This window comes from Alicyclobacillus acidoterrestris (assembly GCF_022674245.1).
GTDB classification, from domain to species: Bacteria; Bacillota; Bacilli; order Alicyclobacillales; family Alicyclobacillaceae; genus Alicyclobacillus; species Alicyclobacillus acidoterrestris.
This window is the reverse complement of record NZ_CP080467.1, coordinates 502,590-524,192: the sequence shown is the minus strand read 5'-3', so window position 1 is coordinate 524,192 and position 21,603 is coordinate 502,590. Positions and strand designations below refer to the sequence as shown.

Here is a 21,603-nt window from a genome sequence, read left to right as displayed (position 1 = left end):
CCACGGCTAGATCTTGACGAAAAAGCCATCGAGTGCAATCTACTAAAAGTGTCCAGCAAATAGTAGAGGGAGGCACATCGATGGCTTCTACAGACAAGATCGCACTTTTGGAGCTCATTCGCAAGATCGGATTAGAAGATGGTGATGTGGATTTCTTGAAGGAGGGGCTAAGAGTCCTCACCCAGGCTGTGATGGAAGCGGAGGTGAGTTCCCTCATTGGCGCTGAACGGTATGAGCGTAGTGAGAAGCGCAGCAATAGCCGCAATGGACACAGAGACCGGGAATGGGATACCCGTGTTGGAACGATTGACCTGCAAATCCCAAAGCTTCGTAAGGGGAGCTACTTTCCGAGTATGCTAGAGCCTCGGCGCAAGGCTGAGAAGGCACTGCTTTCCGTTGTCCAAGAGGCATACGTACATGGCGTGAGCACCCGTAAGGTGGATGAATTAGTTGAATCCATGGGCATTCAGGGGCTCAGCAAGAGCGAAGTCTCTCGAATCTGCAAAGAGCTCGACGACGTAGTCCAGGACTTCAAGAACCGCCCATTGGAGGGGATGTATCCGTATCTGTGGATAGATGCAACCTTCCCGAAAGTACGAGAAGGCGGACGGGTACAGAGTATGGCGTTTGTCATTGCCATTGGCGTGAGAGACACTGGTGAGCGTGAAGTGCTGGGATTTGACATTGGCACAAGCGAAGACGGCTCATTTTGGCTCACGTTCATCCGCAGCCTGGTCGCACGTGGACTGCGAGGCGTGCAGTTGGCGATTAGCGATGCACATGAGGGACTTCGCAGTGCGATTGGATCTGCGTTGACCGGAGCCACGTGGCAGCGCTGCCGCGTCCACACAATGCGCAATATTCTTAGCCAGGTGCCCAGAGCGTCACAGGCGATGGTTTCATCCATTGTCCGAACGATCTTTGCTCAACCGACGCAGGAAGCTGCCAAGCAGCAACTGTCTGTCGTTGTGGAGCAACTCCAAGAGAAGTTCCCGAAGGCGATGAACGTGTTGGAGCGTGCGGAGGAAGACGTGCTAGCGTACATGGCATTCGCGAAGGAACACTGGAAGCAGATTTGCTCGACAAATCCACTGGAGCGTTTGAATCGCGAACTCAGGCGGCGCTTTGATGTGGTTGGCATATTCCCGAATCGGGAGTCCGTGGTTCGTCTTGGCGGTGCAATTCTTCAAGAGCAAAGCGATGAATGGGTTGTTGCAAGGCGGTATTTCAGCCGAGAGTCTATGGCTAAACTAACCGGCAACGACGAACAACAATTGCTGGCGCCAACGTCAGTTTTGCATAAATAGCAGACACTGAGTGGTTGCACTCAATTTACACCACTTGACGGGACACTACCGAAGATGTGGTTCTCGACAAACTCATCTTAGCCATACGGGGAGCACCTTTTCAGTGATTCACACCAGTTTATGAGGACACAATCGTCGAAATCCGGGATTAATGGAGGTTTTAAAATGAGCCGAAGTTTGAAAGGCTTAGTTGCAGGATTGGTGGCCTGCACCATATTAGTAGCCGGATGCGATAATGACAATACGGTGAAACCACAGACAGCCGCCGTATCAAAAACTCATTCACCAAAGTTCGATTACACCACCTACCAGAATAGTAGATTTGGCTTTGTTATAAAATATCCATCTTCTTGGATTGCAGTACCTGACAATATAAATTTAGCAGGTTCAACATTTGTTACTCCATCAGGTATGCCAAGTTACGACAACGGTTTGAGCGTACCATCAGTTTCTAAAACTGATATTGTATTGAGTGTGGGTGGAAATATAAATGTTGCATATGGGCCTAGTGTGGGACAGAATTTCGACCAAATGGTTGCTGCTTATGAAAGTTCTTATATCGCTGGGCTAAGGAAGGAAAAAAATGTGTCATCGTTGTCATACGGAGTAGTTCCGAACAAATGGATTTGGTTATCCTATTATCAAAAAGTCGGAAAAAACGCAATACAATATAAGAAATCCTATCTATCTCTAAATACAATTCAAGAGTTCACATTTACATATCCCTCAACTCAGATTGAAAAATATAAACCCATTTTGGCAGAGTTTCAAAGAACCTTTGTCCCCGGTAATAAAAACAGCTGAATATCAGACAAGGTTTTGCAAGACACTCAGACTCCGCTTCCATCCAACGGGGTTTTATCGTCCACAATATAGAAAATACCGTTGACATCGTACCTAGAGCACTCAAGGGTGGATAAAAGTTGTAGGAACGCCGTTAGATTTTACACCAACCCGGTAAAGCGAAGGTATTTAGGGTTTGCTGAATGAATCAAAAACCCAGTGGCAGCAAGGATCTTGGGGGTGTTTTATCGAACAAAAGTGTATGGATTTTGGGCGGATTGAGCAAAAAACTGTGCACTTGCGGGATGGACATTGTACGCGAATCATCAGGACCAACAGATACTCCCTGGAGACTTCTTTCGTAAGCGTAAAACGCAGCACACCTCGTAAGGCTACACTCTGGGTGGGATAATCTCCTCAAATGAAACTGAGGAGAGTGAGGTACATGTCAAGAACCGAGCTACGTGAAGAATGGGAGAGTCGCCTCACCGAGTTTGAGTCCAGTGGGCAAACGGCTACAGTCTGGTGTGCGGTGCACGGGATCAATATTCATCGCTTTCGCTACTGGTCCAGCAAGCTTCGAGGGAATCGACGAAAGCCTTCAAATGGAGAGGTTCGTTGGCTTTCAGTGGAGATGGAATCAGTCATTAAACCGAGCAGTAACGAAGCGCTCACTGTTCAGGTTGGTCAAGCCAGGATTGAAGTGTCTGAGGGCTTCAACACCAAACTGTTCATACAGGTCGTTCAGGCTTTGGCAGATGCTCATCCATGAGGCGAATTCAGAGCAACGGGTGTACTTGGCGAGCGGCAGTACAGATCTTCGTAAGTCTATCGACGGGCTGGCAGTCCTGGTTCAAGAGGTCTTTCAGCTCAGTCCATTTTCGCCTTCCCTCTTCGTTTTCTGCAACCGAAAACGAGACAAGCTTAAAATCCTAGAGTGGGATACGAATGGATTCTGGCTCCATTATCGTCGTTTGGAACGTGGTCGCTTTCAATGGCCGGACGTAACGAACAGCGAAACGGTTACGGTCAGTCGGCAGCAGTTGCGGTGGTTGCTAGACGGACTGTCCATCACCCAACGACAGGCTCATAAAAAGGTAACCGCGCGCACGGTCATCTAGTCTCTCAGTGGCAAAATAAAAGTTCCGTAATCTCTTTTGTGACAAGGGATTTTAGCTCGCATGTCGAAATATATAGCATGGCGAAACCAAAGAGTTCCACCACCGAACAGGTTGAATCCTTGCAGCAAGAAAACACCATACTTAAGCAGCAAAATGACGAACTCAAGTCTAAGGTAGAGTGGCTTGAGGAGAAATTGCGCAAAGCAACTCACCAACGTTTTGCTGCGTCTAGTGAACGGACCAAGACCGACTCCGTACAGACGCTGTTGTTTAACGAAGCCGAAGTCGAGTCTGAACCTACGCTTGAAGAGCCCACCATGGAAACCATCACCTACAAGCGAAAAAAGAAACGTCCGGGTCAGCGTGATGAACTCCTAAAGGACCTGCCCGTGGAGCGAATGGAGTATCGCTTACCCGAAGAGGAGCAGGTGTGTTCCTGCTGTGGTGGCGCCATGCATGAAATGAGTTCTGAAACGCGAACTGAGATAAAAATCATTCCGGCTCAGATGAAGGTCGTGGAGCATGTTCAATATATCTACGCCTGTCGTCATTGTGAGAAGCATGAAACTGAAACCCCTGTTGTGAAAGCTTCCATGCCACGTCCGGCATTTCCGGGGAGCTTAGCTTCTGCCTCAGCAGTGGCTTACATCATGAGTAAGAAATACGTCGAGGGGATGCCACTCTATCGGCAGGAGCAACAGTTTGAGCGACAGGGCTTTCCGTTATCACGACAAACCATGGCCAATTGGGTCCTAGCCGGTGCAACGACATGGTTGAGTAAAATATACGACCGGATGCACCAGGAACTCTTACAACGGAAGTACTTACACGCAGACGAGACAACGCTGCAGGTACTTCACGAATCCGGCAGAACCGCAGATACGAAGTCCTACATGTGGCTCTACCGCAGTGGACGGGACGGTCCACCCATTGTTTTGTACGACTACCAAGAGACGCGCAGTCGGGAGCATCCAACAAGGTTCCTCCAAGGATTTCACGGATACATCCATGTGGATGGCTACGTAGGGTACGAGGACATTCCGGATGTGACCCTGTCAGGGTGCTGGAGTCATGCCCGAAGGAAATTCGACGAGGCCATCAAGGCCTTACCCGCATCCAAACGGAACACGCCCGTGGCTGCAAGGGAAGGACTGGAATATTGCAATCGTCTCTTCAAAATTGAGCGTGGGTTAAAAGACATGACTCCCGAGAAGCGGTACGAACAGCGCCTCGAGCAAAGTCGTCCAGTCCTGGATGCTTTTTTGCCATGGCTTGAATTCCAGAAGGAAAACATACTCCCAAAGAGTGCCTTGGGAGAGGCAGTGAATTATTGCCTACGCCAATGGGGTAAGCTCACCGTGTTCCTTGAGGATGGCCATCTGGAGATCGATAACAACCGCGGTGAACGTTCCATTAAGCCATTTGTGATCGGGAGAAAGAACTTCCTGTTCAGCAATACGCCGCGCGGAGCTAGAGCGAGCGCCATCACATACAGTATCGTGGAAACTGCAAAAGAGAATGGACTCGACCCGTTTCAATATCTGTGCTATCTGTTCGAGCAACTACCAAACGTCCCCGACGATGAATCTGACTCGTTGGCCGCGCTGCTGCCTTGGGCTGGGAACTTACCGGACGAAGTGCGACATTCAAGGAGAAAGACTCCATAACACGACAGTAGTCCCCGCCGTAACCGGTGGGGATTTCTGATTATAATGACGACGAATGACCTACCTTCAATGTGTCCTGCGTTTGACGCTTACCTTCTTTCTGCCCTTCGGTGGCCGACTGAGTGAAAATAATCGCTGGGTTCAGCTTTCGTATCTGGTCCCATGGCGGCGAGTGGAACAGGAATACAGTAAAAACTTCAGCAAAGATCCTCGAGGGGGACGTGCTGTGTCCGTTCGAATGGCGCTTGGCGCGCTTATCATTCAGGAACGTGAGGGCTTTTCAGACCGTCACCTGGTTCAATACATCACAGAAAACCCATATCTGCAATACTTCCTTGGTCTGGAGGCATATCAGGAAGAACCACCCTTTGACCCTTCACTTCTAACCTATTTCCGCAAGCGACTAGGCCACGATGCCATCAATCAAGTGAATGAGTGGATTGTTGAGGCAGCACGCCGTGAGGAAGAGAACGCAGATGACGATGAACACGTGGGCAAACCGGCCTACATCATCCGAAGTAGATGCAGGCGGCGGCTTACAAACACAGCGACAAGAACCGGACAAGAACCGCGAAGCCATCGAGGGAAGCTCATTCTGGATGCGACATGTGCACCGGCTGACGTTGCGTATCCAACAGATCTGTCATTGCTAAACACGGCGCGTGAGAAGTTGGAGGATATCATCGACACACTCCACGCACCACATAAAGGAAATATGAAGAAACCCAGAGTTCGACGGCGACAGGCACGCCGTGACTACCTGAAAACGGCGAAGAACCGCAAACCAGGTCGGCGAGAGATTCGTAAGGCTGTCGGCCAGCAATTGCGCTATGTGGCGCGGGACCTGAGATTTATTGAACAACTTGTACCACACACGCCGCTCACTAGACTCTCGCGGCGACAATATCGTGATCTCTTGGTTATTGGGGTGCTGTATCGACAACAACACGAGATGTATCGCTTACACAGTCATCGAGTGGATGACCGAATCGTGAGCATCGCACAGCCAGATGTACGGCCGATTGTACGTGGCAAAGCAAAGGCGAATGTGGAGTTTGGTGCCAAAGTCGCCATCAGTGTGGTGGACGGATACGCCATGATGAAAAAGATGAACTGGGACAACTTTAACGAGGGCACAACGCTGATAGAGTCGGTGGAACGATATGTGGAGCGATTCGGGTGCTATCCGGAGGCGGTTCTGGCGGACAAAATCTATCGAACCCGCGAAAACCTCAGGTATTGCAAGGAACACGGTGTCCGGTTGAGTGGCCCAAAACTCGGGAGGCCTCCTAAGCAGGTGGATCCAGAGCAAAAGAAACTGGAACAACAGGACATGGGCGAGCGCAATGCGGTTGAAGGCAAATTTGGTGAGGGCAAGCGAAGCTATGGGCTTGGCTTAATTCGAGCACGCCTCCGCCAGACAAGCGAGACCGTGATCGCCCTCCAATTATTAGTGATGAACCTGGAGAAGAGGCTACGGCTTCTTTTTTGGCTCATATACGCAGAGTTCCTGGTGATGGATTGCGACATGATCCGGCCTGTGTCGTAAATCATTCAGCAAGCCCTAATTAACTAGACCACTCTCCACATTAGTAAGTATCTTACATCTATGTTCCAAAGAGAAGATGGAGGGAACAGCAAAAACCTCAAGACCAAAAAGCCTTGAGGAATCAATAAAGATCAAATGCCGAGAGGCTATTTTCATTAAGGAGGGCCACAAGGTGTGGTTCACGACTGTACCCATCCTCGTGAACCGACTGCGTGAAAGCCGCACGGAACATACGCTTGTCAACATCGGCTGTAAAATCCCCAATAACAGCGGAATACAATTCCCCAAAAATAACGGATTAAATTCCCCAAAATCATCGGGATGAATTCCCCACCCTTTGCCGAATTTACGGCACCGTTCACATCGTTGTGGGAGGTGCCACGATGACGGAGAGTGAGAAAATGGAAGTTAGAAGGATGTATCAGGAAGGCGTGAGTATCTCTGAACTCTCTCGAAGAACTGGACATGACCGTAAGACAATTCGAAAGGTCGTCCAAGAGCAGGAGGATGGAAAGAAGCCTTTAGCTGGAACCAAACGAAAAGGCAGTAAGTTGGAGCCCTATAAGCCGTATGTAGAACAGCGGATGCGTTTTGGTGTCCTGAACGCGGAGCGGATTTTACGAGAGATTCGGGAGCAGGGATACACGGGTGGAATCACGGTTCTTCGTGAGTTTATGCACCCGCTTCGCCCCGCTGTCTCTGCCAAGGCAACGGTTCGGTTCGAAACAGGCCCTGGTGAACAGGCCCAGATCGACCTAGGTGCATTCCCGTATATCGACGCCGAGGAGAATCGGCGCACGTTATGGTGTTTTGCCATGGTTCTATCCTACTCCCGGATGCTCTATTTGGAGTTTATCAAAGCGTCAGACCAACTGCATATCCTACAAGCCCTGCGCAATGCGCTTGAGTTTTTTGACGGGGTACCAAAGACCATTCTCAGTGACAACTGTGCACCACTTGTTCTGTCTAACGACGGACATGGGCACGTAGAATGGCAGCCGGCTTATTTGGATTTCGCCAAATATTATGGGTTTGTTCCCAAGGCCTGCAAACCCTATCGCAGTCGTACGAAAGGAAAAATTGAGCGCCCGATTCGTTATATCCGCGACAGCTTTTGGCCGACCGCGTTTGTGGACTTGGCAGATGTCAATCAGCAGGCAGTCATATGGAGAGATACCGTTGCCAACATCCGCATCCATGGGACAACGCATGAGCGGCCGCAGTCTCGGTTCCCTGACGAAAAACTGCAGAGGCTGCCGAAACATCGGTATCTGTTGGCGTATAGCGCATTGCGTAAGGTCCTCAACGACTGTCGAATCTCATGGAATGCCAGCCTGTATTCTGTGCCGTGGCAGTACGTGGGAAAAAATGTTCTAGTTCGCACGTTTGAAACGGGCCGTCTACAAATTGAATATGGCGGTCAGGTTATCGCCGAGCATAGTCTCGTGGACAAGCATCAAGTCTCCATCAACCCTGAGCACGTAAAAGGTATCCCCATGGATACGCCGAGGCATTCACGGGGCAAAGTCGCTGGTCTTCAAGTCGAACCCGACGTGGAACAACGGGATCTGGACGTATATGAGCAAATCGCGTCAGGAGGGCAATTGCAATGAGCGAAGCATTGTTATTGGCCAAGACGGAAGAATCTTTGTTGGAACTGGGGTTAAAGAAGGCCGCGTCGATTCTCCCAGCCAGCCTGGAGTGGGCTGCGGGAAAACAGGCGACGTATGTCGAGTTTCTGTCTCGTCTGTTAGAGGCAGAGACGGAGGAGCGGTTCAACCGCTACCTCCATACTCGCCTCAGCCTAGCACACTTCCCGTATCACAAGACGTTGGCAGACTTCGATTTTACGTTTCAGCCGTCCATCGACGAACGACAAATCAGGGAATTAGCACAACTGTCGTTCGTGGAGGAACGCAACAACGTCATTCTCCTCGGTCCGCCTGGCGTAGGAAAGACACATTTGGCTGTCGCGCTGGGGATGGAGGCCTTGCAAAACCGAATGAGTGTGTATTTCGTCACCATGCAGCGGTTGGTCGCCGATTTACGAAAAGCGCATCGGGAGGGCCGCTTAGAGAAGCGATTGAAGGTATACATCCAACCGAAACTCCTCATCTGCGACGAGGTTGGTTATCTGCCACTGGACGCGCTGGATGCAGCAAACTTCTTTCGTCTGGTCTCGGAGCGGTATGAACAAGGGGCGATGATTATCACGTCCAATACAAGTTTCACCAACTGGGGGGCCATGTTTGGGGATCAGGTGTTGGCGTCGGCTTTACTTGATCGCTTGCTTCACCACGCGACAACGGTCAACATACGCGGGAATAGTTACCGGATGAAGGATAAACTCAAGGCGGGCGTGACCCATGCCCTGCGAGAAGAGGTGAGAGACTAACCGAACATATGTCCGGGGAATCTTACGCGATGATTTTGAGGAAATCAAAACCGATGTTTTTGGGGAAATCTACCCGATTTTTTTGAGGAATTAAATCCGATGTTGACAACGCTGCGCCAGATTCAAAGCCGGTTCGAAAAGTACGACCTCGTCATCGCTGATGAAATGGGGTACATCTCATTCGACAAGGAGGGCTCAGAGCTTCTATTTACCCATCTCTCCCTACGAGCTGGGCGCAAATCCACCATGATCACGACAAATCTGTCATTCGAACGTTGGAGCGAGATATTCCAAGATCCTGTCATGACAGCAGCCATGATTGACCGGCTGACTCACCAATCCTACACGAATAACATGAACGGAAATTCGTTTTACATGAAAGAGACGAAAGAGTGGCTTGAAAAGCAAAACCTTGCATGATGCCCAGTTTTAGGTTGGGGGATTTTTCGCTTGACAAATACAGCCATCGAACCTTATGAATCGCTCCACCAACGAAATGTGCAATTGGAGCAAAAAGTAGAATACCTGACCCGGCAACTGACATGGTACGAAGAACAGTTGCGTCTGGCTCAACATAAGCGTTTTGGCGCTTCCAGCGAGCGTTCCGATGCGGATCAACTGCGGTTGTTTAATGAAGTGGAAACGGAAGCGGCTACAGAGGTGGAGGAAGAGGTCTTACCGCAGGAAACCGAAGCCATGGCTCATGAGAAACGCAAGAGACGCGCCGCAGCGCGAGAGGAAATGCTGAAGAACCTACCCGACGGAAAGAATCGAGTATCGTCTTGCCGAAGACCAACGAGCGTGTCCGTGCTGTGGGGAAACCATGCACGAAATGAGTTCTGAAGTTCTGAGTTCTGAAGTTCGCCGAGAACTCGTGATTGTGCCAGCTCAGAAGAAAATCGTCGAACATGTACAAATGATCTACAGCTGTCGTCCTTGCGAGAAGACAGAGATCAAGACACCCGTTGTGAAAGCGACCATGCCTCGTCCAGCTTTTCCAGGCAGTTTGGCTTCTCCTGACGCTGTCGCCTACATCATCACGAAGAGATACTTGGAAGGCATGCCGCTCTACCAATCGCGTTTTGAAGGGCTTTACGGGATACCTTCACGTGGATGGTTATCAGGGTTACAACGATGTGCCCAACGTGAAACTCTCTGCCTGTTGGAGCCACGCGCGAAGGGAATTTGACAAAGCCCTGAAGTCACTTCCCGCAGACAAACGAAAGACTGCGACGACGGCAAGGGAAGGGCTAGATTATTGCAACCAGCTGTTCAAAATGGAACGCAAATTCAAAGAGATACCATCCGAGGAACGCTATGAACAGCGGTTCAAGCTAAGTCGCCCAGTCTTGGATGCTTTTTCAGCATGGCTTGATGTAAAAAAGGACGAAGTGCTCCCGAAAAGTCTCGTGGGCAAAGCGATTGGATACTGTTTGAATCAGTGGACCAAGCTTGTTACGTTTTTGGAAGATGGAAACTTGGAGATCGACAATAACCGTGCCGAACGATCAATGAAGCCCTTCGTACTAGGCCGTCGCGCGTGGTTGTTTAGTAACACACCGCGGGGAGCAACAGCCAGCGCGGTCACCTACAGCATTGTTGAGACAGCCAAGGAGAACGGGCTAACCCCCTTTGCCTATCTTCAATACCTATTCGAACAGTTGCCGAACATGGACACCAGTGATGATGATGCAATGGCGTCGCTTATGCCGTGGTCTAAAGCCTTGCCTGAACGAACACGTCACCCGAAACGGAAATAACCTTTATGGATCTGAAACATCCCCATCACTCGCTGGTGGGGATGTTTCAGATTCTACTTTCTAGCGACGAGCTAGCCATACGTGTGCGCGCTTTGACGCTCACAGTTTCGTAGTAAACGTCCCATTTTGTTTGGCATCGTTCACAATACGTTGGTTCAAGTCCTGTACGACGGCCGCGTGATGCTGCTTAATGTATACACAACATAACTGGCATTGGCCGCTTCGTGTACAGATAGACGGGAGTCTAACCACTTCTCAGCGACCGCTGAGAAGTATCCTATCCGCGGTGGTGTCTGCCGCAGAGAGGATCGTGACCACTAAGTTTACAATGAACGATTACACCGTTGTATTATCCATTGTGCTCAACTCCTTGTGCCTGTAGTACTTCACAAGGAGCCTCGAGTGCCCGGATATTACTCCGAGTTCTGCTTCGCCTTGTACCTACGTTGAACCGCTCGAATCAGCTCAGCACGAATGTCTTGTGCAACATCCTCGTTAGGCATCCCATTCATAAAAGATTCCTTTTGAATCAACCGATTAAACCGTATGACTAGCTCTTCAGACGCGCCCTCGTCCCCATTTGCCGACATCTCAAGAAGCTTGTGCAAATCTATTTCCGAGCAACTCATTCGGCACTCAACTCTTTTTTTAGTCTCGCAATCGCACGCGCTCTGACACGACTCACCTGTTGTTGACTAATGCCAAGTAAGTGCGCTGTCTGGCTTTGCGTGAACTCACAAACGCACAACTTATTCATAACATCCCGCTCGACAACTGGTAGACACCCGATTAGCCACTGAAGCTCGCGCTCTCTATATTCACACTCCGAATTTGGGCAGGGAATCTTATCAATCATCTCTGCCCCATCCTCTTCATTCGTTTAATTCAGTACAACCGGTTCCCTTTCCCACCTTCGATATTTTCGTTTGGCGCGCAACGCAGCGTGATGAATTACTGTGGTGCACCAGCGGATTTCTCTAGCTAAGTTGCGGTTTTTATCTGTCACCGGTATTCACTCCTTACACGACTCACCCGAGTCTCTTGTGCTCACTAAAACAAGAACATACGTTCTGATCTTGAAAGTAATGTACTCCAATGTCTTCCAAAATTCAACCAATACATTTTTACTATATCTGTAATTTGCCACGTCCTTTCTGTTATCTCATCGAGAAGTATTAATTTTCTGATTCTATGATAGGTGGTGTAGTTTTCTCTCCATCCCTCAATATTTAAGGAGGTTTTTACCTCCGTTTTTTACTACTTTTTTGCTACTATCATGAATGAATGTATACCGAATCACTAGCATTGCATAAAACCGTACGCTGATTGTCAAGCGGGTAATTTCAGTCGTGAATTTTCGGTTTGAATATTCAGCCTTTTATACTCCGCCTCTAAGGACAAAAAGTGTCAGCACCTCCGTAACAGGCAGTCCGGATATCCATAATCAGGAATAAGCGGGATTACGTCATCAAACTGAAGTGGACCAAGCGACTCGCACAGTTGGCGCAAGTGCCAAATCTCCTCTGGCACTGCATCACAGAGAGTGACCGGGAACATTGTGACGTTACTTCCATCATGTATCAGGCAACATCCTGGGACAAGCCTCGGCGGGTCGTAATTGTACGTCGCTTGGACATTGACCCCCAGGAGTGCCTGTGTGCGGATTGGCTCTGGGAATACGAGGCGATTGCCACAACGCTTGACTGGAGCGGCGAGGATGTATGGCACTTCTATAACTTTCGTGGTAACGCTGAGAAGCACGTCGCGCTTCAACCAGGGGTGCGACAGTGGACCGCCGGACGGCTCAGACGAAGACTATTCCATCTACCTGGGATTCTAGTGCGTCATGCACGCCAGTGGACCATTCGTCTTCCCGTGTATGCCAAGCATCGGTCGTTGCTCATGCTTCATGCCGCCACGTAGATTTTTCTTCCAATTGAAAAAGTGGAGTTCATAGCCTGGCTTGGGGAGGGGGGAATTGTGTCCATTGCTCTAGTTCCGTACCATGATTTCGCCGTTTTCACTAACAAATCCACCAAATACTTGAAAACACGCCCCGGTCAATGACCTCAATCACCTAATCGTCGAAATCCGGGGTTATAGCTTGTTAAAGGAGCCTGTGAAGAAGGCGAAAAAAGCGGTTATTGAGAAAGACGCCCTATTGAAACAGCGGATTCGCCATCTATGCGAGAGATTCCCACGATATGGATACCGTAGAATCAAGGTCATGTTGCGTCGTCAATACAGCATGCAGGTAAACCATAAACGAGTACATCGGCTCATGCGGGAAATGGGATTGTTGGTCAAATCCCCACAGCGAGAAGCTTCCCGAAAGAAGCGGTCTGGGAAAATTCCGGTGAGTCAGTCAAACGAACACTCCCAGTGCGATATTGTTACTGACATAGCATAACGTCCGAAAACTGACGGTGTAAGTTGACCGAGAACTGACGGATTCGCTGTCCAAGAACGCTTGCAAAAATGGGAAGGAAGTTTCCTCCCCTCCCGACAGTGTTTCTAAAGGTCGACGCTAACCAAATATCGCCGATTTTCTAAGAGTCCAAACGCGACGTCGCCGCTGATGATGTACCAAGATGTTCGTCCAAGCTCTAGCCGTCCACTAAGCGTTGTGCGTTCAATGTGAAATTGCACAATCTCCCCGCAGTGCAAACTGTACCACTCATTTTTGCCCTCAACCACCCAACGCGACAACTCTGGATCGTAGAACATCTGTAATCTCCGTGCCATCATGAGCATTCACCTTGAATGACGCGCTCGACCATGTGGTCGTCGATGATCCGTTGCCGATTTTGAGCCCCATACATGAGACAGTGCGTACAGAGTTTGTTGACCAGTCGTGGAGCTCCACCCGAGAAACGATAGATTTCATCGACAGCCTTATCCGAGAAAATAGATTGCTGTCCAGCTACCGCGTAGGCTAGATGACGTTCAATGTATGCCCCGATTTCAGCGCGGTCGTAGTGATGCAACTTACACTGTAGATCAATGCGTTGCCGAATGGCGGCGTAAGCCTGTAAGTTGAGCCGTTCCCAGAGCTCACTCTGTCCGACGAGAATTAGCGCCATAGGACTTTGCGCATCCATTTTAAAATTCAAAAGAAATCTTACTTCCTCGAGCATCTCCCGATCTAGCAAATGTGCTTCGTCTACGACCACAACTGGACTGAGGCTATGTATCCCACGCATCAGCTCAATCTCACGATGCAATTGACGTTTCGCGTCGCCGCGATAAAACTTAGCCTCGCAACCGAGTTGCTCGAGCATCCCCTTGTAAAAATGTCGTGGGGTCAGCTTAGAATCCGACAGGTACAGAATTTTGAACTTCGACTGTTCCAGCGCCTCCGAGAAACGACGGATGGTTGTGGTTTTTCCGGTTCCACAATCTCCAGTCACCACTGCGAACCACTGACGCTCCGCAGCATACTTCAGCCGACCGAGAATGTCCTCCAGTGTAGATGACATGTAGAGTTCATCTGTTGGAATATCTCGTGAGAAGGGCGTGTGAGTAAAGCCGTAGAACGATTCAAACACGACCATTCTCCTCCTTCCAGACCGCGTCATAGCGGACTGCAGGCGTGATACGCTCAATCCGATCCTGATGCTTCTTCTCGGCTGCATCCAACAGACGAGATGTGTCAACGTTTTGGTTCTCGAACCGCTCTGGCAGTTTAGGTCTTTGCCCAGCCCGTTCACCAATCACCAGTTCTCCCACAGTCCAAGGCTGGTGACCCGCGTATTCGATGGTGAGTTCCGTGATATCTGCAGGGTCGTATATGACATTCACCTTACAACCGATGAATGACAGACCCACTTCATACTTCTTACCCATGAAGTTGATACAACCGGACTTGTCCACTTTTCGAGTTTCGGCATGCAAAAAGGCATCCGCGATGCTCTCTGGTGAGATGAAACGAATGGCTTTATGGTCGCTACGATAGGCAGTCTCGGGGCTCATCTGATTCTGAAGTGCGGAGTGAGGTTGGTTCTGATAACATTCACTTAACCAGACCTCAAATTGTTGATTCAATTGTTCCAATGTCTTAGGTTTCGCCGCAGCGATTTCGTCCAGAAACGAGTCGACGATACGATTAAACCGCTCTATTTTTCCCTTCGACTCCGGCGCATAGGGTTTCGCGTAAAGCAGCCGTGTCCCGAGCTTTGAACAGGTTCGAGTCATCCATTTGGTTCTGAATTGTTTGCCGTTGTCAAAGTAGATAGCCTCTGGTATACCGTGCTTTTGTACAGCTTGGCGAAAGCAGTCTTCCACAATGGTTTGGTCCAGCGTGGGGTAAAACCTCCCGTGGAGAACAAAACGAGTTGCGTCATCCAACATAACCACGAGATAGACCTGTTGCTTTGAACCATTCGTTCCAATGGGGAGATAAGGGCCAAACTTGATGTCCGATTGCCACAACTGATTGCGGTGACGGCGCTGAAACCTACGCGCTGCCACACCGGTTTCAGCATACATTCGCATGTGTCCGGCACTATATCCTCGACGAGCAAGTTTCTCTTGAAGAGTTGTTCTCCGAATTTCCCCAGGTGCCACTTTTCCTTCCCATTCGAGAATACGAATGATCTGCGAGACGCTTCGAGAAGGAACCTCTCTGCGCAACAAAATGGCCTCTTCCAGAATCTCATCCGGGATCACCTGAGCTCGACGGCTAGATTTTGACCTCGGTTTGAGTCCCTCAAAACCTTGTTCACGAAATGTAGCTAAATAGCGGCGCAATGTTCGTTCCGATAACCCGGTCTGTGCACAGATCTCTGCCTTGCGTCTGCGAAGTTGCGCTGAATCCAGTCCATCTTCCAAAAGTGGAGACAGCAACTGAACACGATACACGGCCACATCCTCCGCTTTTTTCCAATCTTTCATGGCTAACCTCTCCTTCAAGTGGGGTTAGCCTGAATAGTAGACAGAGAAGAAGCGGACACAAAGGCAGAACGGGTATGTGTCCACAAATGTAGATTTGCAATAGGGCGGACAGCACGGGCCATCCACCCGACGGCGTCGCCGACCAAATGTCCAATTCGATGGAGTGAGGATTGTGTTGGATAGGACGGTTCCAACACACGGCCGTGACGGTTTGCAATAGCAACCAGACAACCGGTAGCATACGAAGACCATGTCTCGAACCATTGACGGACACGGCGGATGGTGGATTCGTCCGCCCCCACTGAAGGGGATGATTCGGTAATGATCTGCTCTATACTTTCTCGGTCATAGCGCTTGTAGGGCACAAGAATATCTGGGAGTTCGTGGTGGATACGATGACACTCCGTGCAACGAAGGCGCCGAATGATAAGGGTGAGTTGGTCACCGTTACTCTGCGTATAACGTCTACGTCGGCTTCCGCATACAACAAGTTGGCCCTGACAGCAAGGACACGGGATGCATTCCTCACTCCGAACAAAAAACTCGGGTGGACTGCTCAACGAGCTGATAATCTGATAGAATTACCATACGAGTTGGGGACGTTTCCTGTTGCACTGTTCGGGCGGTGCAACGCAAAAGGAGACGTCCTTTTCCATTCCTAGGATAAGGACATGATATACGTCAACTCCTGGACAGGCAATTCAGTCAACTTTCGGCCATTATGGATTGGCCAAAACACGATATGACAAAAATTTGGTGTGGTAAGGATGGCTGGGGATATCTATTTGCGGTAATCGATGCGTACGACCGTGAAATTGTGGGGTATTCGTTTTCGCGCTATTGCCGGACAGAGGAATTGCTGCAGGCTGTGGATAACGCATTCAACTACCGATTCCCGAGTGGGGTACGAGGGGCAAACTTAACGCTCAGAAAACATGAACGGACAGGTTATAACAACCCGGATGCAGATGGCTATATCGAACGTTTCTTCCGTTCGTTGAAGGAGGAAGAAGTTTGGATGCAGGAATACGACAACTTCGCGGAAGCCAAGAGCGCCATCAAAACGTATATTGAGTTCTACAACAAAGAGCGCCCGCACTCAGCGTTGGGCTATCGTACACCGCAGGAATTCAGAAAATGAAAGGAATCAAAAGAGGCAGCGTAGACCTGATAATTATCAGAATAGAATGGCGTTATCTCAAAAAATTATGCACATCTGTCTTGACAGGACGGGGTTCAATACGCTTTGCTCTATATTAAAAATATGCTGTTTCAGCACGTGAACTGAAGTGTAAACGGTGTGCGTTAAGTCTTAAAAAATGGGTTCACTCATCGATCAATAGGAGACAATTAACCCGGTAATTGAAAGTGTGTCACGTCCGCGATATCTGTTGGAAGTCGGGGGGCGGAAAATCCATAGATTTACCACGTGCTTGCCTTCGGGCAAGTCACCAGAGACGCAGGCTACGCCGCGCTGCCAGAGACCATTGTTATAAAAGGCCGGGCTTTTAGCTCGGCCTTTTGCCGTTCTTAAAGTGTTTATTGCGTACCTCATTAAGTTGTTTTTTCTTGTGAGATTAAAATATCCCTTAATAATAGTTTAAGATTCATCTCCTTTGTTTGCCCACAGTTGAGTAAGTTCGAGAATATTTTGTTCATGTCTTTGCTCGTGTGGAATGAATCGATCCATAAGATCATGGCGGGGTATAGAATCATAATCACCTTGTACTATATCTACACTTTTGTTCGTTAAATCAACATTTGCCACCATGAGAAAGTCTTCATTACCAACCAGAGTAATTGTTACCTGGACTATTTTGTTTTCCTTGTCGATCCACTTTCGTGCATGTTTTAATTGAGTAAACATATACGTTCCTCCACACTCTAATATAAAAAATAACTCGTTGGCTCAACAAGAGAAGCGCTTGACCCAAAATACGATGTCATTTCCTTTGGAATACGACTAACAATTTCTCATTTTTGAAAAGAGTTCCTATTGATTTAATTTTTATTATAAACATAACAGCAAATGCTATAAAGGAAAATAACGGCGGTGTAGCGAACCCCAATATTTTGAATTGTGGTATAGAACAAGAAACAAATGACGTACATCCACTATATAAATTGGGGGTAATTTGAATCAAATAATGATAACAGGATAAAACCATACCTATAACGCTTAGTGGTACCGTGTACATAAATGAGTTTCGCTTTTGCAAAATATTAACAACACCTATTAATACAATAGGATACATACAAATTCTTTCGTACCAACAAAAGTCGCAAGGAATCCAACCTAAAACAAGGCTCCAATATAAACTAATTGTCGTACTTATTAATGATATTACTGTAATTAACAATTCTTCTTTTTCCATGGAGAGTTTCATCTATACACTCCTCTATCCTTGATCCTTAAATGCTTTATTCCACACCGATGAAGTATGTTCACCAACTAGTACATGAATGGTATCGTGATTGTGAAACATTATGGTGGGAAATATCGGGACAAGAGAACTACTTATACCCGATAAGCAATAGTAAGTTTTAAACCCTGATACACCCAAATCGTGAAATTCACGATTGGTAGCCTCAACCGCCTGTTTTAAGGTAGTACCAGGAGGAAATCCCGTACTAATGACAATTGGCTCATCGTGTATTATGGACTTGTTTTTATCAAATGAAACAAGAGTTCGCTGACAGTGTGGACACCAGTATGCAGAAAAGAATAGTGGTTCAGATAAATTTGTTACTGAAACAGATACACCTTGCGAATTAACTATAGATACTTTTTTTAACTCCAACATGTATTTTGATTCATCTTTCCAATCCATTTTGTTATCAAGCGGTACAACCTCTTCTTGGGTCAAATTCGAAACCTGAATTAAATTTGAAGATTTTTGAACAAAGTTATCTTGATTACATCCAGCTAAGAACGAAGTAATTGTTAATGATGTTAGAGCAATTGAAAGTATGTTAAACAATCTCATCCAAATCACCTGATTATTTCTGGAGTGATAAAAGAAGTTTGCCCTGTTGTTTATACAGGGCAAACAAACGGCCGCTAATTATTAGCTAATGTGAAGTGGGGAAACCGTTTCAGTAATATCTACAACGGAATCGGAAAGTATGGCGTCAATCCCTACTCTTGCAGAGTGTGTTCCAGATGTACTCCAACTTTCAGTGATGTTGTTCGAGTAAGTCATTCCACCCGGATAAAACGGTCCTTGGCTTCGAGCTGTATTTTCGTTACCATCCCATTCCACATACGCAGCAAGTTTGCTTATGGTTTCCCCATCAGTTGTACCGAAAATGTAATCCGTCGTCATTGAATGGTCTCCAGCATCATAAGAACAGAGAAGTAACTGACTTGCCCCATCAGTAAAGGTTTCCCATCCAGTGTTATTAGCACCGTTATTGCCGCAACCTCCTCCTCCAGGACCTATAATCGAATTTGGACTTGCAGTAGTTGTGTTGATAAGAGCATTTGATAAATTTGATTTTGATAACAAAGAAGCAGGATAGACACGATGCCATGTGCTATTAGAAGATGTAACCTTGATGGATATTGGATTTTCTCCACCAGAACTAGTCTTAGCCATAACTACAGAAGGCGCAAATGCTAATATACCTGAAACAAAAACTGAACTTAGTAACCATTTTTTCTTCAAAAACCCCATCTCCATTCCTAAAATACTTTTATTTCAATTATATAGTATCATTTGGCAAACAAAAATTCCAGTATATTATGATATTTATCATAATATACTTTGATGGATGGACCCCCCTAAAATCCGTTATTTACATTGGATATTCGAGTCGATTTTGCAGCCCCTCACCGCGCTGGAATGTTTGCAGCTCTTCACGCGCGCTTACCGCTTCCACTCGCTCTCGGTATCAATAACCGAGTGGCTTTCGTTTAACTTTGATAGTCCTCATGCACCTATAGCCTCTTTCGCCCGTTCAACGCTCAAGTCGCCGTTCGCCACCTTGTATCCGATGGTGTCAACATAGCCGCCGATCTCTCAGTCAGCATAAGCCGACTGCCCACTTGTCAAATTGGTGTAATGCATCTCTGCGACTTGTCCGGTACTCCTGTGGAGTTAGAGGAACACCACCACGCGCTGCTTTTTCCTGTGTTTCTTTTTCCGACTTGCCTAATACGTACTTAAATATCGGCAAACGTTCAATGTAGTAGCGCAGTAGAAAAATCTTGGTCAACCATCAACCTGTCTAGTAAAATAGATGTACGGTACTAGTTGAACCACGGGTGACGCCTCTCCTGCAAGTCCTCTCGGACAGGGGGAGGTCGGACGATGGATGTGACATATCAGGCACTAGGAGTCGGACTACAACCAGGCATGTTTCTCATTGCGCTGCTTACGCTCATAGTAACTATCGTCATAGCTTTTCGTTCACATAAGTGAGCGTTTTGCAGAATTATAAAGCCTTGTATGACAAGGGTTAACAGAGCATAAAAAAGGACTTCACCCCAAAAATCGAGAAGATTTCAAGTGACTAAACTAGAAATACTCGAGGAGGGAAGTCCACTTGTATCTTCTCCAAAAGTCTCTGTTTTCCTTTGAATCCTGGTTAGAAATTGAGTCCAGTGAGCGTTTGGAGCTATTCTTCTCGGCATTAGATCTTCAACTGTACGCTGTGAAGTTGGAAAGTTCGTCACCCCAGGGTTCGAAACCTATCAATCGTGAGGCAATCTTGCGGGCTTTGTTAGCAGCACCATTAGAAGGCATCTCTACCTTTACCCGACTGCATGAGCGGCTCGTGAATGACCTGCGATTCCGTTACCAATGCGGGTTTCGCCTGGATAAACGAGTTCCCTCTATCTCAACACTCAGTCGAGTCTTTGCAACCATTACAGAAAAGGGTCTTGCCAAAACCCTCTTCGTTGACTTGGTCAGTCAATGTCGAGAAGCAGGCATCATTGATGGAACTCATCTCGCGATTGACAGTACAGCGATCTCTGCATATGAAAGGAAACAGCCAAAGTTACGTAGTCAGGAAACTGGCAACGCCAACTGGGGTGCCAAGTACGACACATTTGGCAATCAACTCACCTGGTTCGGCTATAAGATTCACCTTGCGGTGGATACTGCCAGTGAACTCCCGGTATCTCTTGAGGTCACACCGGCACATGTTTATGACGGTGAAATCGCCATCCCGCTTATGAAAGATATTGCCGAGAACCTTGGATGGAAGTTCAAGTTTGTCATGATGGATGCGGGGTATGACCAAGTGAAGAACTACCAGGCGGCTCGGGATTATAGAGCACAGGCAATCATTGCACTCAATAAACGTAGAGAAACAGAACCACCTTCTGGAATGTCCTCAAACGGTACACCACGCTGCTCCATGGGATTTGACATGGTGTATTGGGGAGCCGACGGAGACCGATTGAAATTTCGTTGTCCGCATGTCTTAGGGAAGGTTGATTGCCCGCTTGGTACGACAGCTTGCTCAGACTCGAATTACGGTATGGTGCTCAAACGGAACATCACGGAGGATGTGCGCCGCTATTCCAACCCTCACCGTAACACCCGGCGATGGACTGAGTTGTACAACGAACGAACAGCCGTTGAGCGCTGCAACTCAAGACTGAAGGTACATCTGACTGCAAATGATGCTCACGTTTCTGGTATTGAAAAAGTCACAACACATGTCTATCTGAACACAATTGTTCTTCTCGCCTCTGCTCTTGCAACGCAAAGCTTGGTACGTGGAGAAGAGATCGCGTAACGACAGTAGCGAGAAAATGCAGCCCTAACAAAAAATCAAGAAATTGTAATTTAGGCGAACTAGCATAAGTGATTGTTTCTTTTTTCGTTTTAACGAGAAACGCTATTTTGCAAAACGCTCAAGTAAGAGTCACCCCGTCAGGTTCACAGCCAAGGGGTGACTCTTTTTGGGTTGCCACGATTGTGGCGATTCACTTGAGTCGTCCGAGTGCGGGAGACCGTCACTCAAGGCGATGTACCGTAAGGAGCCAGAGGGCCAACTCTGGCTCCTTCTTATTAGAATAAAATCCTTATCCTTATTTTATGCGACACTCCCCACAAATTCAACAATAAGCGATTTTCGTGACATGGAACAAATTGCACCCGAACAAATGTTTG

24 protein-coding genes and 2 pseudogenes are annotated in these 21,603 nt (G+C 47.9%); 16 read left to right on the top strand and 10 right to left on the bottom strand.

The genetic code is table 11. The features are described 5' to 3' along the window. The first annotated feature begins 80 nt into the window (after positions 1–80). The 11 genes and pseudogenes from K1I37_RS02470 to tnpC (K1I37_RS22060) all read left to right on the top strand — a co-directional run. Positions 81–1,307: an IS256 family transposase gene (locus K1I37_RS02470; protein WP_021298692.1), complete on the top strand. Its 1,227-nt coding sequence runs from the start codon at positions 81–83 to the stop codon at positions 1,305–1,307. 165 nt (positions 1,308–1,472) lie between these two features. Then, complete coding sequence (locus tag K1I37_RS02465) at positions 1,473–2,111, top strand: hypothetical protein (RefSeq protein WP_021298693.1); 639 nt, start codon at positions 1,473–1,475, stop codon at positions 2,109–2,111. 424 nt (positions 2,112–2,535) lie between these two features. Next, positions 2,536–2,862, top strand: a complete 327-nt coding sequence (gene tnpA / locus K1I37_RS02460) for an IS66 family insertion sequence element accessory protein TnpA (protein ID WP_206917310.1) — start codon at positions 2,536–2,538, stop codon at positions 2,860–2,862. Then, positions 2,849–3,211, top strand: coding sequence for an IS66 family insertion sequence element accessory protein TnpB (gene tnpB, locus K1I37_RS02455; protein WP_021295534.1), 363 nt, complete (start codon positions 2,849–2,851; stop codon positions 3,209–3,211). Before tnpA ends, tnpB begins: the two co-directional genes overlap by 14 nt. A 77-nt stretch (positions 3,212–3,288) precedes the next feature. Further along, a complete protein-coding gene (gene tnpC, locus K1I37_RS02450; RefSeq protein ID WP_021295535.1) occupies positions 3,289–4,878 on the top strand; it encodes an IS66 family transposase in 1,590 nt (529 codons plus the stop codon). A 55-nt stretch (positions 4,879–4,933) separates the two neighbouring features. Beyond that, positions 4,934–6,427: an IS5 family transposase gene (locus K1I37_RS02445; RefSeq protein WP_242215974.1), complete on the top strand. Its 1,494-nt coding sequence runs from the start codon at positions 4,934–4,936 to the stop codon at positions 6,425–6,427. 383 nt (positions 6,428–6,810) lie between these two features. Then, positions 6,811–8,040 carry an IS21 family transposase gene (istA, locus tag K1I37_RS02440; protein ID WP_242215973.1) on the top strand — a complete coding sequence of 410 codons (1,230 nt, stop codon included), beginning with the start codon at positions 6,811–6,813 and terminating at the stop codon, positions 8,038–8,040. Then, complete coding sequence (istB, locus tag K1I37_RS02435) at positions 8,037–8,822, top strand: IS21-like element helper ATPase IstB (protein WP_242215972.1); 786 nt, start codon at positions 8,037–8,039, stop codon at positions 8,820–8,822. Before istA ends, istB begins: the two co-directional genes overlap by 4 nt. Positions 8,823–8,930: 108 nt before the next feature. Continuing rightward, positions 8,931–9,242 (top strand): annotated as a pseudogene (locus tag K1I37_RS02430) (ATP-binding protein); the annotation flags it as partial. Between the two features lie 78 nt (positions 9,243–9,320). Beyond that, positions 9,321–9,665 (top strand): transposase domain-containing protein, encoded by a 345-nt coding sequence (locus K1I37_RS21750; RefSeq protein ID WP_456057545.1) that lies wholly within the window; start codon positions 9,321–9,323, stop codon positions 9,663–9,665. After that, positions 9,580–10,582 (top strand): annotated as a pseudogene (gene tnpC, locus K1I37_RS22060) (IS66 family transposase); the annotation flags it as partial. The gene K1I37_RS21750 and the pseudogene tnpC (K1I37_RS22060), both read left to right, overlap by 86 nt. Before the next feature lie 413 nt (positions 10,583–10,995). On the opposite strand, the gene K1I37_RS02420 reads toward tnpC (K1I37_RS22060), so the two are convergent. Further along, positions 10,996–11,211, bottom strand: a complete 216-nt coding sequence (locus K1I37_RS02420) for a helix-turn-helix domain-containing protein (protein ID WP_021294691.1) — start codon at positions 11,209–11,211, stop codon at positions 10,996–10,998. Further along, positions 11,208–11,438 carry a sigma factor-like helix-turn-helix DNA-binding protein gene (locus K1I37_RS02415; RefSeq protein ID WP_021294690.1) on the bottom strand — a complete coding sequence of 77 codons (231 nt, stop codon included), beginning with the start codon at positions 11,436–11,438 and terminating at the stop codon, positions 11,208–11,210. The genes K1I37_RS02420 and K1I37_RS02415 overlap by 4 nt, the downstream gene beginning before the upstream one ends. Positions 11,439–12,016: 578 nt before the next feature. On the opposite strand from K1I37_RS02415, the gene K1I37_RS02410 reads away from it, so the two are divergent. Further along, positions 12,017–12,505, top strand: coding sequence for a transposase (locus tag K1I37_RS02410; protein WP_322790878.1), 489 nt, complete (start codon positions 12,017–12,019; stop codon positions 12,503–12,505). Positions 12,506–12,701: 196 nt separating this feature from the next. Continuing rightward, a complete protein-coding gene (locus tag K1I37_RS21735) occupies positions 12,702–12,992 on the top strand; it encodes an IS3 family transposase (protein ID WP_407653220.1) in 291 nt (96 codons plus the stop codon). 104 nt (positions 12,993–13,096) lie between these two features. Here K1I37_RS21735 and K1I37_RS02405 read toward each other — a convergent pair whose 3' ends face one another. From K1I37_RS02405 to K1I37_RS21730, 4 genes are read right to left on the bottom strand one after another with little or no spacing between them, the layout of a single operon-like run. Then, positions 13,097–13,327, bottom strand: a complete 231-nt coding sequence (locus tag K1I37_RS02405) for a DUF5348 domain-containing protein (protein WP_031217800.1) — start codon at positions 13,325–13,327, stop codon at positions 13,097–13,099. Continuing rightward, positions 13,327–14,130 (bottom strand): ExeA family protein, encoded by an 804-nt coding sequence (locus K1I37_RS02400; protein WP_021295037.1) that lies wholly within the window; start codon positions 14,128–14,130, stop codon positions 13,327–13,329. The genes K1I37_RS02405 and K1I37_RS02400 overlap by 1 nt, the downstream gene beginning before the upstream one ends. Continuing rightward, positions 14,123–15,475 carry a DDE-type integrase/transposase/recombinase gene (locus tag K1I37_RS02395; RefSeq protein ID WP_242215919.1) on the bottom strand — a complete coding sequence of 451 codons (1,353 nt, stop codon included), beginning with the start codon at positions 15,473–15,475 and terminating at the stop codon, positions 14,123–14,125. The genes K1I37_RS02400 and K1I37_RS02395 overlap by 8 nt, the downstream gene beginning before the upstream one ends. A gap of 14 nt (positions 15,476–15,489) precedes the next feature. After that, a complete protein-coding gene (locus tag K1I37_RS21730; RefSeq protein ID WP_081653889.1) occupies positions 15,490–16,035 on the bottom strand; it encodes a DUF6431 domain-containing protein in 546 nt (181 codons plus the stop codon). Between the two features lie 182 nt (positions 16,036–16,217). On the opposite strand from K1I37_RS21730, the gene K1I37_RS02390 reads away from it, so the two are divergent. Then, positions 16,218–16,616, top strand: coding sequence for an integrase core domain-containing protein (locus tag K1I37_RS02390; RefSeq protein ID WP_242215970.1), 399 nt, complete (start codon positions 16,218–16,220; stop codon positions 16,614–16,616). A 459-nt stretch (positions 16,617–17,075) separates the two neighbouring features. Here K1I37_RS02390 and K1I37_RS02385 read toward each other — a convergent pair whose 3' ends face one another. The 4 genes from K1I37_RS02385 to K1I37_RS02370 all read right to left on the bottom strand — a co-directional run bounded on the left by K1I37_RS02385 (position 17,076) and on the right by K1I37_RS02370 (position 19,143). Next, complete coding sequence (locus tag K1I37_RS02385; protein ID WP_021295571.1) at positions 17,076–17,342, bottom strand: hypothetical protein; 267 nt, start codon at positions 17,340–17,342, stop codon at positions 17,076–17,078. Between the two features lie 76 nt (positions 17,343–17,418). Then, the gene (locus tag K1I37_RS02380; protein ID WP_081653995.1) at positions 17,419–17,862 is read right to left on the bottom strand and encodes a disulfide bond formation protein B; all 444 of its coding nucleotides are present in this window, start codon (positions 17,860–17,862) and stop codon (positions 17,419–17,421) included. Between the two features lie 12 nt (positions 17,863–17,874). Then, positions 17,875–18,462, bottom strand: coding sequence for a hypothetical protein (locus K1I37_RS02375; protein ID WP_152498738.1), 588 nt, complete (start codon positions 18,460–18,462; stop codon positions 17,875–17,877). Between the two features lie 81 nt (positions 18,463–18,543). Continuing rightward, entirely contained in the window at positions 18,544–19,143 is a 600-nt protein-coding gene (locus K1I37_RS02370) for a hypothetical protein (RefSeq protein WP_152498739.1), read from the bottom strand. Positions 19,144–19,788: 645 nt separating this feature from the next. Between K1I37_RS02370 and K1I37_RS21725 the strand changes: the two genes are divergently transcribed. Next, a complete protein-coding gene (locus K1I37_RS21725; RefSeq protein ID WP_021295573.1) occupies positions 19,789–19,899 on the top strand; it encodes a putative holin-like toxin in 111 nt (36 codons plus the stop codon). Between the two features lie 124 nt (positions 19,900–20,023). After that, positions 20,024–21,226 (top strand): transposase, encoded by a 1,203-nt coding sequence (locus tag K1I37_RS02365; protein ID WP_021295574.1) that lies wholly within the window; start codon positions 20,024–20,026, stop codon positions 21,224–21,226. Positions 21,227–21,603: the final 377 nt, after the last annotated feature.